This window comes from Citrobacter sp. S39 (genome assembly GCF_009495675.1).
Classification (GTDB): domain Bacteria; phylum Pseudomonadota; class Gammaproteobacteria; order Enterobacterales; family Enterobacteriaceae; genus Citrobacter; species Citrobacter freundii.
The window spans coordinates 617863-634007 of record NZ_CP045555.1; the positions used below are offsets into that span (position 1 = coordinate 617863).

At 50.8% G+C, this 16145-nt stretch carries 13 protein-coding genes; 5 read left to right on the top strand and 8 right to left on the bottom strand.

Features of this window, described 5'->3' with window-relative positions:
- Positions 1-4: 4 nt before the first annotated feature.
- The 7 genes from GFB57_RS02840 to malK form a co-directional block, all read right to left on the bottom strand.
- A complete protein-coding gene (locus GFB57_RS02840; protein ID WP_231877175.1) occupies positions 5-2452 on the bottom strand; it encodes a fimbria/pilus outer membrane usher protein in 2448 nt (815 codons plus the stop codon).
- Positions 2453-2622: 170 nt separating this feature from the next.
- Positions 2623-3186, bottom strand: a complete 564-nt coding sequence (locus GFB57_RS02845; RefSeq protein ID WP_003031691.1) for a fimbrial-like protein — start codon at positions 3184-3186, stop codon at positions 2623-2625.
- A gap of 725 nt (positions 3187-3911) precedes the next feature.
- The gene (ubiA, locus tag GFB57_RS02850; protein WP_003031690.1) at positions 3912-4784 is read right to left on the bottom strand and encodes a 4-hydroxybenzoate octaprenyltransferase; all 873 of its coding nucleotides are present in this window, start codon (positions 4782-4784) and stop codon (positions 3912-3914) included.
- Between the two features lie 13 nt (positions 4785-4797).
- Positions 4798-5295 carry a chorismate lyase gene (ubiC, locus tag GFB57_RS02855; RefSeq protein ID WP_003031688.1) on the bottom strand — a complete coding sequence of 166 codons (498 nt, stop codon included), beginning with the start codon at positions 5293-5295 and terminating at the stop codon, positions 4798-4800.
- A 180-nt stretch (positions 5296-5475) separates the two neighbouring features.
- Positions 5476-6423 (bottom strand): maltose operon protein MalM, encoded by a 948-nt coding sequence (malM, locus tag GFB57_RS02860; RefSeq protein ID WP_003031686.1) that lies wholly within the window; start codon positions 6421-6423, stop codon positions 5476-5478.
- A gap of 113 nt (positions 6424-6536) precedes the next feature.
- A complete protein-coding gene (locus GFB57_RS02865; RefSeq protein WP_003031683.1) occupies positions 6537-7892 on the bottom strand; it encodes a maltoporin in 1356 nt (451 codons plus the stop codon).
- Positions 7893-7970: 78 nt separating this feature from the next.
- Positions 7971-9080 carry a maltose/maltodextrin ABC transporter ATP-binding protein MalK gene (malK, locus tag GFB57_RS02870; protein ID WP_003031682.1) on the bottom strand — a complete coding sequence of 370 codons (1110 nt, stop codon included), beginning with the start codon at positions 9078-9080 and terminating at the stop codon, positions 7971-7973.
- A gap of 360 nt (positions 9081-9440) precedes the next feature.
- Here malK and malE point away from each other — a divergent pair, with 360 nt between their 5' ends.
- The 4 genes from malE (at position 9441) to xylE (ending at position 15012) form a co-directional block, all read left to right on the top strand.
- Positions 9441-10631: a maltose/maltodextrin ABC transporter substrate-binding protein MalE gene (gene malE, locus GFB57_RS02875; protein ID WP_003031680.1), complete on the top strand. Its 1191-nt coding sequence runs from the start codon at positions 9441-9443 to the stop codon at positions 10629-10631.
- 131 nt (positions 10632-10762) lie between these two features.
- Positions 10763-12307: a maltose ABC transporter permease MalF gene (gene malF, locus GFB57_RS02880; protein WP_003031679.1), complete on the top strand. Its 1545-nt coding sequence runs from the start codon at positions 10763-10765 to the stop codon at positions 12305-12307.
- Positions 12308-12321: 14 nt separating this feature from the next.
- Entirely contained in the window at positions 12322-13212 is an 891-nt protein-coding gene (malG, locus tag GFB57_RS02885; RefSeq protein ID WP_003031677.1) for a maltose ABC transporter permease MalG, read from the top strand.
- A 324-nt stretch (positions 13213-13536) separates the two neighbouring features.
- Positions 13537-15012, top strand: a complete 1476-nt coding sequence (gene xylE, locus GFB57_RS02890; RefSeq protein ID WP_003031675.1) for a D-xylose transporter XylE — start codon at positions 13537-13539, stop codon at positions 15010-15012.
- 44 nt (positions 15013-15056) lie between these two features.
- Here the strand turns inward: xylE and psiE are convergent, their stop codons facing one another.
- Entirely contained in the window at positions 15057-15467 is a 411-nt protein-coding gene (psiE, locus tag GFB57_RS02895; RefSeq protein ID WP_003031674.1) for a phosphate-starvation-inducible protein PsiE, read from the bottom strand.
- A 135-nt stretch (positions 15468-15602) separates the two neighbouring features.
- On the opposite strand from psiE, the gene GFB57_RS02900 reads away from it, so the two are divergent.
- The gene (locus GFB57_RS02900) at positions 15603-16058 is read left to right on the top strand and encodes an acyltransferase (RefSeq protein ID WP_161799279.1); all 456 of its coding nucleotides are present in this window, start codon (positions 15603-15605) and stop codon (positions 16056-16058) included.
- Positions 16059-16145 lie beyond the last annotated feature (87 nt).

Sequence of the window (16145 nt, forward strand, 5' to 3'; positions counted from 1 at the left end):
TGAATTAGTTTACTGTTTTGCAAGGTAAAATTACTGCCTGACCATCAGTATTGCTTTGGTTAGGCGGCGTTATTTCGCAAACGTTATTCCCCCACTGGAGACGCAATTTACTGTCTTCCTGAAGCCCACTGAGGTAGACGTAACCGTCTTCAGCAATCAGGCCAACGTCCTTGCCGCTGTCAATATCCACGACGGTAACGCCCAATGGAGGGAAGCGACCATTTGCCAGTCTGACAATGCCGATGATCTGATAGCCTTTTGTGGCGTTCAGCTTCGCGTAGCCAATAGCACCTTCAGTGAGCGTAGTGCTAATTACGGAGTTATTAATATCGACGCCGTCAGGCAATTTGTTGCTGTCGACGCGTACCGCGGAGGTGGTGTAGTTACTGACCGAGTTGGTTACGGCAATCCCCATCATATTGGTTACCGTGCGCTTGTCGCTCAGCGGAACGTCAGCAACGCCGTCCGCGTCTACCATCATGCGGGCGTTGTTGCCGTAGGCGTTATCATGCAATGCCATACCGTAACGTGTAGCGGTAAATGAACCATTCCAGCCCGCCGTGATTGAACGGTATACATTAGGCTGTACGCTGCCGTTAACGCTCAGGCGACCATAAGGCGAATAGTGCTGGTAGCCCCCGCGAATAGCAGGTTCGGCCTCGCGGAAATCACTCGCATCGCCTGTCGCAGAAATGTTCCAGGTGTTGTTGCGATCTGAAGAGTCATAGTAAGACATCGTCTGGGACATACTGTCGCTGCCATTTTTCTGCATGCTCCAGGAGAGGCTGCGGTTCTGCTCCAGTGGTACAGAAAACGAGAGATAGTATTGCATCTCTTCTGTGTCATCCCATGTGGAACGACCAACCGTAAACGAAGAAGAGATCCCTCTTATGCTACCAATGTCGAAGTTTCGACTCATCGATACCGTATAGTTAGTGCTGGCAGAATCATCCCAGTAAGTGTTACGCGTCAGATTGAGATAAGTGTTGATCGCCAGCGATTCAATATACTGGTTGAAAGACAGCACATAGCTCTCTTTTTGGTTGCCGGAGGAGTCATCACCGCTGCGAGCCGTTAAATACTCGTTCATAGTGATATATTCTTTATCCGAGAAACGGTAGCCGGCAAATGTCACCTGGCTTCCTGTGGACTCAAACCGCTTGGAATAGTTCACGCGGTAGCTATAGCCACGCTGCTTGTCATTGTTCTCATCATTTTCTCCACGCAGAGTGGCTTCTGCGCGAGTCACGTCAAAAGAGAGAGAACCAAAGCTGTTCAGGTTAAAACCAATACCCGCCGTAGCCGCCTGGTAATCATCAGCCGTCAGCAGTGCCCCACCGTAAAGTGAGGTATCCCCCGTCCAGCCCCAGGAAAACTCACCGGTCCAGAACATCGGATTATTAACATCGGTACTTCCTACAGCTGTCGGTTTACCGGTAGAGGTTTTGTAGCGTACTTGTCCTTTGCGCGTCAGGAACGGTATTGAGGACGCCCCAACCTGGAAGGTGCTTTTACGCCCATCTTCTTCTTCAACCGTCACATCCAACTGCCCCTGGAAGGTATCGCCAATGTCGGTAATGTTAAACGGTCCCGGCGCGACGGTGGTTTGATAAACCATTCGTCCGTTCTGGGTTACCGTCACTTTGGCATTCGTCTGTGCGATACCGGTAATTTGCGGGGCATATCCCTGCAAATCTGGCGGCAGCATGTTGTCATCGCTCTCAAGCGAAGCACCGGTAAAATGAAATGTATCGTATATGTCTGAATTCAGATCGTACTGACCCAGCGTCAATTTCGAGGCAATAGACGGGATCGGGCGAAACAGATAGGTGCGATCCATGCTGCTGTTACTGCCAACAGATTTGCCGTCTTCGTAGGATTTGTCGTACTGGTAATCAGAACGTAAGCGCCATGCGCCAAGGTTGAAGCCAAGCGTGCCGTAGGAGCTGATACTCTGGCTCTTATCGCCCTCGTCCGGATTATACTGACTGGCATAAACATTGTAATCGAGTATGAATCCCGCAACACCGTCATCCCAGAATTCTGGCGGCGTCCAGTTTGTTGCCTGATATTTCATCCATGCCTGAGGTGCAATGATGGTAACAACCATATCGCCCTTATCAAGCCTGACAATCAGTTCAGGTTTACTGGCGAGATCCAGACATCCTCGCTCATTGATTGAGCGCAATGACTGGATGAATTCATCAGCAAAGCCAAAAGACATTAGATCATCTTTGGTCAGACAAATTTGTGAACCGCTTTCATTATCTGCTTTAATCCACTCAAAGGACCAGACATTCGGGAGTTTCTTTTTGTTTATTTCAACACGTGTAATGTATTGTCCTGGTGGGATAAAACCTTTCTTTTCAAACTGGCTGAGGTCGATATTTTCTTTATCCTCAGCATCTATCATACCTGTGTTGAATTCAACCGCCCAAGCCGGGGTAAACATAATGGCGGTAATAATTGCAGGACGCAGAGATTGCTTAATTAAAACAGGAAGCTTTCTTAACCCGGTCTTTATAATTGTATTTTTCATAAAATCCTTTTCAGTTAAAAAAGCCTAAAAAGCCGGTGATTCCTCCACCGGCTTGATTCATACAATCATCTATATAAAAATAATTACAGGTATGCCAGAACGTAATTAACGTCAGAGGCTACGTTACCCGCTGTCGCATTAGTAGTCGGAGACTCCATACGAGCTTTGAAGTTCAGCACCTGATAAGAGTTATCAGCCATCAGAGCGAATTCAACCGCAGTTCCCATTACCACCTTTTCATTGCCTTCAGTCAGCAGGCGCACGCCTACGTGCTCAGCGCCGCCATAGTTGCCTTCAGCGGTGTTTTTCAACAGGCTATCTGCATCTGCGTTAGCAGAAGAGAATGTAACTTTTGCCTTAGTGATAGTGGTCGGCGCTTCAGTGGTACCGCCAGTCAGGGTACAATCTTGCAGGTGGATCTGAACAGGAACCGGCAGGGAGAATTTACCGCCGTTCAGAGCGGTATCAGCCACTTCACCCAGGCTAATAGTCTGGTCTTCGTCACCCGGAGCAATAGAGCAAGGCGCGGAAATTACGATACCTTCAAAAGAAATTTTACCATGCCCCTGATCAGCAGCTGATGCATTAAAAGCCATGCTGGAAAGAAGAGAAGTTGCAGCAACAGCTAATAGTGTTTTCTTAAACATTGTGTATAATCCTTTACAATAAATAAAATCAAAATACTTTTATAGAGTTAGATACTGATTTGATGATAACAAACAGAGCCGTCGATAAGATTAAAATTTAATCGAGTACTGAATGACAGGAGAGAATTTATCATGGAGGATTTTATTTATCACGTTAGATAAACTAAATTCATTTTTAGAAAATCTACATATATTCATAATAAATATATCAAAAAAGACCAAGGCTTAGCTAAAAATAAGGAAATCCTTAAACACCCCACGTTATAAAGCAGCATTTTGACGAGCATCAACTCATCAGCATCATTGGATAGTCACGATTTTCTTAACTATTTCACCAATAAATATTTACCGACCAAATATAACAACTAAAAACATTAGATTACTAAATAATAATAAATTTTAGATATGTTAAGCCTTAAAGATTATTACCGGTGAAACGAAAATTTACATATCCAGAGGACAAAAGACGATTCGTTTAGAATTGCTTATGCTTTATAAAATAGCTCTTTTATAGAGGGGGAAAATTGATATATCACATTATTAGCAGAAGTATTGATGCGGTGTTTTTTTCGCCAATGACAATGACTACCTCATCACACAAAGCCGTTGAGGTGACCGTTTGAACGTTAATTAAAGCCAAATCCGCTTTCATGGGTGTTTGCATATGAAACCGATAGGGCATAAAAAAACCGGTCAACGACCGGTTTTTTGTCTCACAAAAGCGATCAAAGATGCCAGTAGCTCATCGCCAGTCCTAAAAACAGTACCAGCCCTACATAATTATTGTTCATAAACGCTTTAAAGCAGGCATCACGTTCACGGTGAACAATCAGCTTTTGTTGATACACAAACAGCGCACCCGCCACCAGCAAAGACCAGTAATAGCCTAACGCCAGTCCGTTCAGCCACCCAACCAGCGCCATCAGCACCAGTACACCGACCTGCAGAATACCAATAATGAGTTTGTCGTTCTGGCCGAACAGGATCGCGGTCGATTTAATGCCAATCTTCAGGTCATCATCCCGATCAACCATCGCATACTGTGTATCATAGGCCACCGCCCAGAGAATGTTGGCGAGGAACATCAGCCAGCAGCTCAGTGGTACAGACTCGCTCACGGCGGCAAACGCCATCGGTATAGACCAGCCAAAAGCCGCGCCCAGCACCACCTGCGGCAGATGCGTGTAGCGTTTCATGAAGGGATAGACCCACGCCAGCGCTAGCGCCGCAACGGACAACAAAATGGTCATCGTGTTGAGCGTCAAAACCAGCAGGAAGGCGAGCAACACCAATACGACGAACAGCGTTCGGGCTTCTTTTTCGGTGACAGCACCGCTCGGCAGCGGTCGATTCGCGGTGCGTTTAACGTGTCCGTCAAACTTCCTGTCGGCATAATCATTTACCACACATCCAGCGGCGCGCATTAACCAAACGCCGGCGACAAATACCGCCAGGATCCACAGTTGCGGCATGCCTGGGGTCGCCACCCACAATGCCCATAGCGTTGGCCAGAGCAGCAGTAAGGCGCCGATCGGCTTATCCGTACGCATCAAGCGGTGAAACGCCAGCAGCTTATTCTGCGTCAGACTCCACTCCATCTTTATCTTCCTCTTAGTACAACGGCGATGCAGGCAGAAAAAGCTCGGTAAGCATCAGCGGCTTACCGCTCAGCCGTAGGCGGGAACGACGCCCCCATAGCGCTGCATCGCGGCCAATCTCAATAAAATCTCGGGTCAATGTCGATGACGTAAACAGGTAGCGTCCGAGCGGGGTTTTCCCCAGGTTCTGTAAGGCCAGTTCAGGGCCGCACAAGGTTGATTCAGGCACCACGGTCCGTCCGGCAAGCCAGGGTTCACCATCCGCACATAACAGGATTTCACGTAACCAATAGCGAGACTCTTTAGGCAGCAGCGTCAGTTCTTCAGCCACCTCATTTTGCCCAACGAATTCTTCGCGAATCAACGTTACGGTGACCTTTTTCCCCTGCTGCTCAAAACGTTTGGTCATGGAATCTTCCAGTAACAACCAGTCGAGCAGTTGGGGGTCCAGCGCCGGGATCGCATCAAAATAACGCAGCGCACGCAGTTGCGTTAACGCAGGGTGTGGCATGCCTTACTCTCCGATTTATAACCTGAAGGCATTGTATCGCAGAAAATGCATTACGGGGTGAGCAAACACAATTAAGTGATCGTCAGAGCAACATAAGTGTAACAATTAGCACCGAAGGATAAAAAAAGGTGCGCCAGGAGACGCACCAGTTGTTGCAAAATCAGCACTGCGGGGAGACGTTTACCCCTTGCCTTTTACACTGCTGATAAAGGTGGATCGGGCAGATTTGGATCCCAGACGTTCAGCTTCATCAAGCAGCTTCAGCGCTTTATCGACATCGCCTTTCGCCACGGCATCCTTAATGCCCTGGTTAAAATAACTTTCCGTGTCATCTAACATCGGCTCACTTTTCTTCACCGGTTGTGGCGCTGGAGCGGCAACGGCTGCCGCCGGAGCCGCATAAGTAACTGCAGGCGCTGCGGTATTACCCACCGTGACAGGGCCAGGGCCGGATGAGCCAAACAGCGGCCCTACCAGCACGCTGGAGGAGGAACTGGTTTTGACTTTCAGCTTCAGCAGACCGTCGGTGGTATGACGGGCGATCGGGTCAGGGATATCCGGAACAGCGTTACCTACCCCCTTGGCATAGGCTTTTGCCGGGTCAAGCAGGGTCGTGGTCTGCTGGAGATCTTTATCTGTGGTAAAGACCAGAACATAGAGCTTTTGCTGGCCCAGCGCTGGCGTCAAACGCATTACGCCTTCCAGACGATCGGCACTCATCACGCCGGGTTCCTGGTAGGTGAAATAGCTGCTGGGGAAGAACGCAGATGGCGTCATGTTCTGATCAAGAATTAAAACGTTTGGTGCAAATACACTGGTTTGTTTGTTGACTTCACTGGTCAGCGTCAGGGTTAACTCACCAATATTCGCGGGGACGCTGTACGCGGCGACTGGGCCAGTAATACCAGCAACATCCAGACGCTGACCCGCTGCCGCGAGTTGTGTCGCCTGGGTTTTGGATTGATCAACCGGCGTCCAGGTTAACTGTTGTAGCGCAGCAGTGGGAATAGTTGGAGCCGCGGTGGTGTTCTGCGGAACAATATTTACATCGGCCAGGCTGATGCCAGGCGCGCTGGCAAATAACCCTGCAGATAAACAAAGGGCAACGAGACTTTTCTTCATTTTCATTGTTATCACCTCAGATAGCATGGGTTCAGCGGTGGCCAGGCAATAGCGCGCTAAACCGTAATCAAGAGGGGCTGGCGCCCCTCTTTCGGTCTTTACGTCAGGTTAGTGCTGAATTACCACCAGATTTCCATCTGGGCACCGAAGGACCACTCATCGCTGTCGCCACGGCTGGTTGTGCTGATACCAGAGTTGGTTGCAGCGGCGTATTTGGTTACGTCGTTACCATTTTTAACGTAGCCCCACTCTTCATCCCATTTGGCATAGGTTGCAAAGACACGAATTGCCGGGCGGGACCAGATGCTGTCGCCAGCCTGCCACTGTTGCGCCAGGGTGATTTTGTACTGGCTGTTGCGATCGCCAGTCTGCTGAGATTTGACGTTGTCGTAACCGACTTCCAGCAGGGTGCTCATGATCGGTGTCCATTTGTACATCGGACGGATACCGACGGTGTACCATTCGGTCCCCAGGTCGTTATCCATATCGAGGTTCTGGTACATACCGACGTACATCAGATCCCATTTGTCGCCCAGGGAGATTGCACCGTGGTCAAGTACGCGGAACAGGCTACCGTTGTTATTAATAACGTTATTGGCGTAATTCGTTTTACTACCGTCTGGGTTAGTAACGGTGAAGGAGGATGAACCGTAAGACCCTTGGTTCAGACCTTTACCCTGAGTGGTCATAGAATCTGTCGCGTACTGAACAACAAACTTGTTGTAGCCCTTCAGCATGCTCTGGGTATGTTCAGCGGTGAACATCCAACCATCTTTAGATGCGCCGTCTGCCAGGTGGTAATCATCGGTGGTATTCGCACGGCCATAGTCAACGCCCAGTTCCAACATCCCATCCGGGTTAGTTGCCAACTGTGCTAAACGAACGTCAAATACGTCGTTGGCGGTGTCTTTGGTACGATCATAGATATTCTGGCTGCTGAAAGCATATGAACCACCCGCTTCCTGTGAACGGCTCGCGGCCAGAGACAGTTTACCGAAGCCCAGATCGATGTTTTCAATACCAGCACCAGGACCTGAAATATCCCAGTAGTAGAAGTCGATCATGTGAACATCATGACGCTGATAGAAGCGCTTACCTGCCCAGATAGTGGAGCCTGGCAGCCATTCAATCAGGTTTTTACCCTGCACGTTGGCTTCACGGAAGGCCGGGTCAGTCCCTTCCCAGTCATTCTGCTGTGCGACGGAATAGGCAACGTTAGTGTCGAAGTAGAAGCTCTTATCGCCCTCTTTCCACACTTCCTGACCTAATTTAATTTCCGCATAGGTTTCACATTCGTTACCAAGACGGTATTTACTTTGGGCGCCGGTTGCCTGGAAACACTGTTGTTCACCGCCGCTACCCGTCCAGCCAATACCGGAACGTGCATAGCCATGGAAATCCACAGCCATTGCCTGAACAGACATAATGCCTGCCGCCACAGCAACCGCCAGAGGGAGTTTGCGCAGAGTAATCATCGTTCTATCTCCTGAGATCATTGCTTTTCTTTAAACGCTTCACCTTGACGGTTTTGCGCTTTTTTTTAATGGGATACCTTAAACACCCGGCTCTTGATGCAACCGACGACATGCACTGCCATCCTCACGGAACAGATGGCAACGCTCTGGCGGCAGGCCGATAGCGAATGTGGCACCCTCTTCTACCAACACCACGTCGTTCTGGCGGTAAACCAGGTTTTGACGGATGGCGGGGATCTGGATATGAATTTGTGTTTCGTGACCAAGCTGCTCGACCACCTGCACTTCACCTTCGAGGGTGACATCGGCGATATCGCTGGGCAGCAGATGTTCCGGGCGGATACCTAAAGACATGTTGGCGCCAACCTGCACCGCATGGCTGTCTACCGGGAGCCATATTTGCTGGCGGTTAGGCAGTTCAACCTGCACCTGATCGATGGCCGTCCCGGTGACTTTCACCGGCAGGAAGTTCATCTTCGGCGAGCCAATAAACCCGGCAACAAAGCGGTCAGCTGGGTAGTGGTATAGCTCCAGCGGTTTACCGACCTGCGCTACGCGACCGGCATCCAGCACCACAATTTTGTCAGCCAGGGTCATCGCTTCGACCTGATCGTGGGTGACGTAAATCATCGTGCGACCAAGACGTTTATGCAGGCGGGAGATTTCAATACGCATCTGCACGCGCAGCGCGGCGTCGAGGTTTGACAGCGGTTCGTCCAGCAGGAATACACGCGGTTCGGCGACCAGCGTACGACCAATCGCCACACGCTGACGTTGTCCGCCGGAAAGCGCTTTTGGTTTACGCTCCAGCAGGTGTGCCAGTTGCAGAACTTCCGCAACCTGGTTCACACGCTGGTTCATCACTTCTTTTTTCGCCCCGGCCAGTTTGAGGCCGAATGACATGTTTTCCGCGACAGATAAATGGGGGTATAACGCGTAGGACTGAAAGACCATGCCCACACCGCGTTCGGCGGGCGGAATGTCGTTCATCCGGGTCTCCCCGATAAACAAGTCACCACTGGTGATGGTTTCAAGCCCGGCGATCATACGCAGCAAGGTCGACTTACCGCAGCCTGACGGTCCGACAAACACCACGAATTCCCCTTCGTGAATGTCGAGATTGATATCTTTCGATACCACCACGTCACCCCAGGCTTTTGTTACATTTCGCAGCTGTACGCTCGCCATGCCCTTCTCCCTTCGTTACAACCTGTCATCGACAGCAACATTCATGATGGGCTGACTATGCGCGATCACTTGACTGCATGAATCCTCCACCCCCCGGCTTTTTTATGGGGGAGGAGGCGGGAGGATGAGAGAGCAGCGTCTGAGACCCGGGCTACCCGCCTCAGAGGAATTTCGTGATGCAGCCTGCAAAAATCGGTGGGTTTTTATGTGCGCCAGTACGCAATACTCACATTTATGTAACACAGATCACATAAAGAGCGGGTGGGGCGTAGGGGTAAGGAGGATGGAAAGAGGTTGTCGTATAAAGAAACTAGTAACCGTTAAGCCACCTCTGCAAAATCACCAAACAGGATGGGAACTATGAAAATCAAAACTGGCGCACGCATCCTCGCATTGTCTGCATTAACGACGATGATGTTTTCCGCCTCGGCTCTCGCCAAGATTGAAGAAGGTAAGCTGGTTATCTGGATTAACGGCGACAAAGGCTATAACGGCCTCGCTGAAGTGGGCAAAAAATTCGAGAAAGACACCGGGATCAAAGTCACTATTGAGCACCCGGACAAACTGGAAGAGAAATTCCCGCAGGTTGCCGCGACCGGCGACGGCCCGGACATCATCTTCTGGGCTCATGACCGTTTTGGCGGTTACGCTCAGTCTGGCCTGCTGGCTGAAATCACGCCTGACAAAGCGTTCCAGGACAAACTCTATCCGTTCACCTGGGATGCCGTACGCTATAACGGCAAACTGATTGCCTACCCGATCGCGGTTGAAGCGCTGTCGCTGATTTACAACAAAGACCTCGTGCCAAACCCACCGAAAACCTGGGAAGAAATTCCTGCGCTGGATAAAGAGCTGAAGGCGAAAGGTAAATCCGCGCTGATGTTCAACCTGCAAGAGCCGTACTTCACCTGGCCGCTGATTGCCGCCGACGGCGGTTACGCATTCAAGTTTGAAAACGGCAAGTACGATGTGAAAGACGTGGGCGTGGATAACGCCGGCGCGAAAGCGGGCCTGACCTTCCTGGTTGACCTGATCAAGAACAAACATATGAACGCGGATACGGATTACTCCATCGCCGAAGCGGCCTTTAACAAGGGCGATACCGCGATGACCATCAACGGTCCGTGGGCGTGGTCCAACATCGACAAGAGCAAAATCAACTACGGCGTCACGCTGCTGCCAACCTTCAAAGGCAAAGCGTCTAAACCGTTTGTTGGCGTTCTGAGCGCCGGTATCAACGCCGCCAGCCCGAACAAAGAACTGGCGAAAGAGTTCCTCGAAAACTACCTGCTGACCGATCAGGGTCTGGATGAAGTGAACAAGGACAAGCCGCTGGGCGCCGTTGCGCTGAAATCCTTCCAGGATCAGTTAGCGAAAGACCCACGCATCGCCGCCACCATGGATAACGCCCAGAAAGGCGAAATCATGCCGAACATCCCACAGATGTCCGCATTCTGGTATGCCGTTCGTACCGCAGTGATCAACGCAGCCAGCGGCCGTCAGACCGTCGATGCCGCGCTGAAAGATGCACAAGGTCGTATCACCAAGTAATGCTGTAGCACACGTGCCGGATGGCGGCATAAATGCCTTATCCGGCCTACAACACACCGTAGGCCTGATAAGCGCAGCGCCATCAGGCACGCTGACCAACAGGTTTTCATTGTTGTTGAGGATTGAACCCCATGGATGTCATTAAAAAGAAACACTGGTGGCAAAGCGACACGCTGAAATGGTCAGTGATGGGTCTGCTTGGGCTGCTGGTCGGTTACCTTGTTGTTTTGATGTACGCTCAGGGGGAGTACCTGTTTGCCATCATGACGCTGATTTTAAGCTCTGCTGGCCTGTATATTTTCGCTAACCGTAAAGCCTATGCCTGGCGCTATGTTTACCCGGGCGTTGCCGGTATGGGGCTGTTTGTCCTGTTTCCGCTGATTTGTACGATCGCCATTGCCTTTACCAACTACAGCAGTACCAACCAGCTGACCTTTGAACGTGCTCAGGAAGTCCTGATGGATCGTTCGTATCAGGCTGGGAAAACCTACAACTTTGGCCTGTATCCGGCGGGTGATGAGTGGCAACTGGCTCTCACCGACGGTGAAACCGGCAAGAATTATCTCTCCGACGCCTTTAAATTTGGCGGCGAACAGAAACTGCAGTTGAAAGAAGCCGAAGCGCTGCCAGCGGGCGAGCGTGCAACGCTGCGTATCATCACGCAAAATCGCCAGGCATTAACCCAATTGACCGCCATCCTGCCGGATGAAAGCAAAGTGATTATGAGTTCACTGCGCCAGTTTTCCGGCACGCAGCCACTTTATACGCTCGCTGATGACGGTACGCTCACCAACAGCCAGAGCGGCGTAAAATACCGCGCCAATAACGATATTGGTTATTATCAGGCGATTAACGCTGACGGTAGCTGGGGTAGCGAAAAACTCAGTCCAGGCTATACCGTTGCCATCGGCTGGGATAACTTCACTCGCGTGTTTACCGACGAAGGCATCCAGAAACCGTTCTTCGCCATCTTTGTCTGGACGGTGGTCTTCTCCGTTCTGACGGTTATCCTCACCGTTGCTGTGGGGATGGTGCTGGCCTGTCTCGTACAGTGGGAATCTCTCAAAGGCAAAGCGATTTACCGTGTCCTGTTGATTCTTCCGTATGCCGTACCGTCGTTTATCTCGATTCTGATTTTCAAGGGCTTATTCAACCAGAGCTTTGGTGAAATCAACATGATGCTGAGCGCACTGTTTGGTATCAAACCGGCCTGGTTCAGCGACCCAACCACCGCACGCTCGATGATTATTATCGTCAACACCTGGCTCGGTTATCCATACATGATGATCCTGTGCATGGGTCTGCTGAAAGCGATTCCTGACGATCTGTATGAAGCCTCGGCGATGGATGGTGCAGGTCCGTTCCAGAACTTCTTTAAGATAACGCTACCGCTGCTGATTAAGCCGCTGACACCGCTGATGATCGCCAGCTTCGCCTTTAACTTTAACAACTTCGTGCTGATTCAGCTGTTGACCAACGGTGGCCCGGACCGACTCGGCACCACCACGCCAGCCGGTTATACCGACCTGCTCGTGAGCTACACCTACCGTATTGCCTTTGAAGGCGGCGGTGGTCAGGACTTCGGTCTGGCGGCGGCGATTGCCACGCTGATCTTCCTGCTGGTCGGCGCGCTGGCGATTGTGAACCTGAAAGCCACACGTATGAAGTTTGATTAAGGGAGACAACGAACATGGCTATGGTACAACCCAAATCTCAGAAACTGCGTCTCTTAACAACGCACCTGCTGCTGCTGATTTTCATCGCGGCGATCATGTTCCCGTTGCTGATGGTTATCGCTATCTCGCTACGCGAAGGTAACTTTGCCACCGGCAGTTTGATCCCGGAAAACATCTCCTGGGAACACTGGAAACTGGCACTGGGCTTTAGCGTTGAACACGCGGATGGCCGCGTGACGCCACCGCCATTCCCGGTATTGTTATGGCTGTGGAACTCGGTGAAAGTGGCCAGCATTACCGCGATCGGTATCGTGACGCTTTCCACCACCTGTGCTTACGCCTTTGCGCGTATGCGTTTCCCGGGCAAAGCAACCCTGCTGAAAGGGATGCTGATTTTCCAGATGTTCCCGGCGGTGCTGTCTCTGGTCGCGTTATATGCTTTGTTTGACCGCCTGGGTCAGTACATTCCGTTTATCGGCCTGAACACGCACGGCGGCGTGATCTTCGCCTATCTTGGCGGTATTGCGCTGCATGTATGGACGATTAAGGGTTATTTCGAAACCATCGACGGTTCGCTGGAAGAAGCGGCCGCGCTGGATGGCGCAACGCCGTGGCAGGCATTCCGCCTGGTGCTGCTACCGCTTTCCGTTCCGATTCTGGCGGTCGTGTTTATTCTGTCTTTCATTGCCGCTATTACCGAAGTACCGGTCGCGTCACTGCTGCTGCGTGATGTGAACAGCTATACCCTCGCGGTAGGTATGCAGCAGTACCTCAATCCACAGAACTATTTGTGGGGCGACTTTGCCGCCGCAGCTGTACTTTCAGCCATTCCGATCACTCTGGTGTTCTTGCTGGCGCAGCGCTGGCTGGTCAACGGACTGACGGCAGGTGGTGTGAAAGGTTAAGTTTTACCGAAGTAACTGCCCGGCAACGGGCAATGCCACTGCAACCCTCAACTTATGTTATCCCAACCTGTGACTGTTATTCGGCGCTCTACGGAGCGCCCTTTTTTTATGTTATTTTGTATTACGCTTACGATTATTTCCTTTCGTGCTCCCCATCACTGCAATTCTATTTTTCACCCGAACGCAATAAAATTAAACAGAATTAAGATCACAGAAAAGACAAAACGTAATTGCAATGTAAAAAATGATAATTGTCTTCCCTGCCTGTTAAATTCAACATCACGGCACTGATCAAAAGAGCTGTATCCTCTAAGGCAGGTCTGAATGAACACTCAATATAATTCCAGTTATATTTTTTCGATTACATTAGTGGCAACATTAGGAGGGCTATTATTCGGCTACGACACTGCAGTCATATCCGGAACGGTAGAGTCCTTAAATACCGTATTTGTCGCCCCACAACACTTAAGTGAATCCGCCGCCAACTCGCTGTTGGGCTTTTGCGTCGCCAGTGCGTTGATTGGCTGCATCATCGGCGGTGCGCTGGGCGGCTATTGCAGTAACCGGTTTGGCCGCCGGGACTCGCTGAAAATCGCGGCGCTGCTGTTCTTTATTTCTGGTATTGGTTCCGCCTGGCCGGAACTAGGCTTTACAACTATTAATCCAGATAACGCCGTACCCGTTTATTTAGCCGGATACGTTCCCGAATTTGTTATTTATCGTATCATTGGGGGTATTGGGGTAGGTTTAGCTTCAATGCTCTCACCAATGTATATTGCTGAACTGGCACCCGCACACATTCGTGGGAAACTGGTGTCATTTAACCAATTCGCCATTATTTTTGGTCAACTGTTAGTGTATTGCGTTAACTATTTTATCGCCCGTTCGGGTGATGCGAACTGGCTGAATACCGATGGCTGGCGCTATATGTTTGCGTCCGAAAGTATTCCCGCTCTGCTGTTTTTACTGCTGCTGTACACCGTACCAGAAAGCCCGCGCTGGCTGATGGCGCGTGGCAGACACGAACAAGCGGAAGGTATTCTGCGCAAAATTATGGGCAGCACCCTCGCCACCCAGGCCATGCAGGAGATCAATCAGTCTCTGGAACATGGTCGTAAAACCGGTGGTCGCCTACTGATGTTTGGCGCAGGCGTTATCGTCATCGGCGTAATGCTGTCTATCTTCCAGCAATTCGTCGGTATTAACGTCGTGCTCTACTACGCCCCGGAGGTGTTTAAAACGCTGGGAGCCAGCACCGACGTGGCCTTGTTACAGACCATTATAGTTGGCGTGATCAACCTGAGCTTCACCGTGCTGGCTATCATGACGGTGGATAAATTTGGTCGCAAACCGCTGCAGATTATTGGCGCTCTGGGCATGGCCATCGGTATGTTCAGTCTCGGTACCGCGTTTTATACCCAGGCTTCCGGGCTGGTTGCTCTGCTGTCGATGCTGTTTTACGTCGCCGCATTCGCCATGTCCTGGGGACCAGTTTGTTGGGTGCTGCTGGCTGAAATCTTCCCGAACGCGATTCGTGGCAAAGCGCTCGCCATCGCCGTTGCCGCTCAATGGCTGGCGAACTACTTCGTCTCCTGGACCTTCCCGATGATGGACAAAAATTCGTGGCTGGTTTCCCATTTCCACAACGGTTTCTCCTACTGGATTTACGGTTGCATGGGCATTCTGGCCGCGCTGTTTATGTGGAAGTTTGTGCCGGAAACCAAAGGCAAAACGCTGGAAGAACTTGAAGAACTGTGGGAACCCGCCGCAGAGAAAACCCAGCCTGCCTCTGCGCAGTAATCCTGACCTGAACACGCCGCAGCCCGATTGCGGCGTGTTGTCTTTTACTCTCGCTTCAGCCGTTTGGAATTACACAGCCACAGGGTGATCACCAGCAGCAGGATCGCTGCAGAATAGATCAGCACATCCATCGGCGCTTTATGATCGACAATGATCAACCGCACAATCGCGGTGATCCCGATATAGACAAAGTAGCGCAACGGAAAGTGAAACCCTGACTGAAAGTACTTCACAATCAACGCGATAAATTCAAAGTAGAGGAAGTAAACCACCAGCCCTTCCACCAGCTCATACTTGCTGGTTTGTTCCGGCGCGAACAGCACGTCCGCCAGATGCAGCGTTTCTTTCCCGAGGAATACAACCAGGATCAGGCCCAGACTCAGCAGTCCCAGATTCAACACGGTCTGTAAAATAGTGGAGATAAACTCCACGCGCGGACGAGATAGCGACGTCATAGCAGCACCTCTTACTCAGTGGCGAGGTTCCTGTATAACGCAAAAATGTGACAGAGATCTACATTTTTTGTTTATATTTTGTGCAAGAAAGGTCAACGGAGAATGATGAATGCCACGATACATTTCACAGGATGAATTATGCAGCTAAGACAATCCGCTGTCCGCAACGTTACCTGCGGTGAGAACGTGGTGATTTATGAACCCGCCAATCTCTACGATTGCACATTGGGAGACAACGTTTTTGTCGGACCATTTGTTGAAATCCAGGGCAACACGCAGATTGGCGCAGACAGCAAAATTCAGTCGCACACCTTCATCTGCGAATATGTCACCCTCGGCGCCCGCTGTTTTATCGGGCATGGCGTGATGTTCGCCAACGATATGTTCCGCGAAGGAAAACCCAACGCCGACCGCAACAGTTGGGGAAGAATTACGATTGGCGACGATGTTTCGATCGGCAGTGGAGCGACCATTCTGGCGGTCACTGTCTGCGATGGCGCGGTCATCGGCGCAGGAAGCGTAGTGACCAAATCGATCACCGAGAAAGGCGTGTACGCGGGAAATCCAGCAAAATTATTGCGTCGCCTGTAACTTCCCTGATGACGGCGTAAATACCTTATCCGGCCTGCAATACAGGCACTTTGTAGGCCGGATAAGCGTAGCGCCATCCGGCTGGCA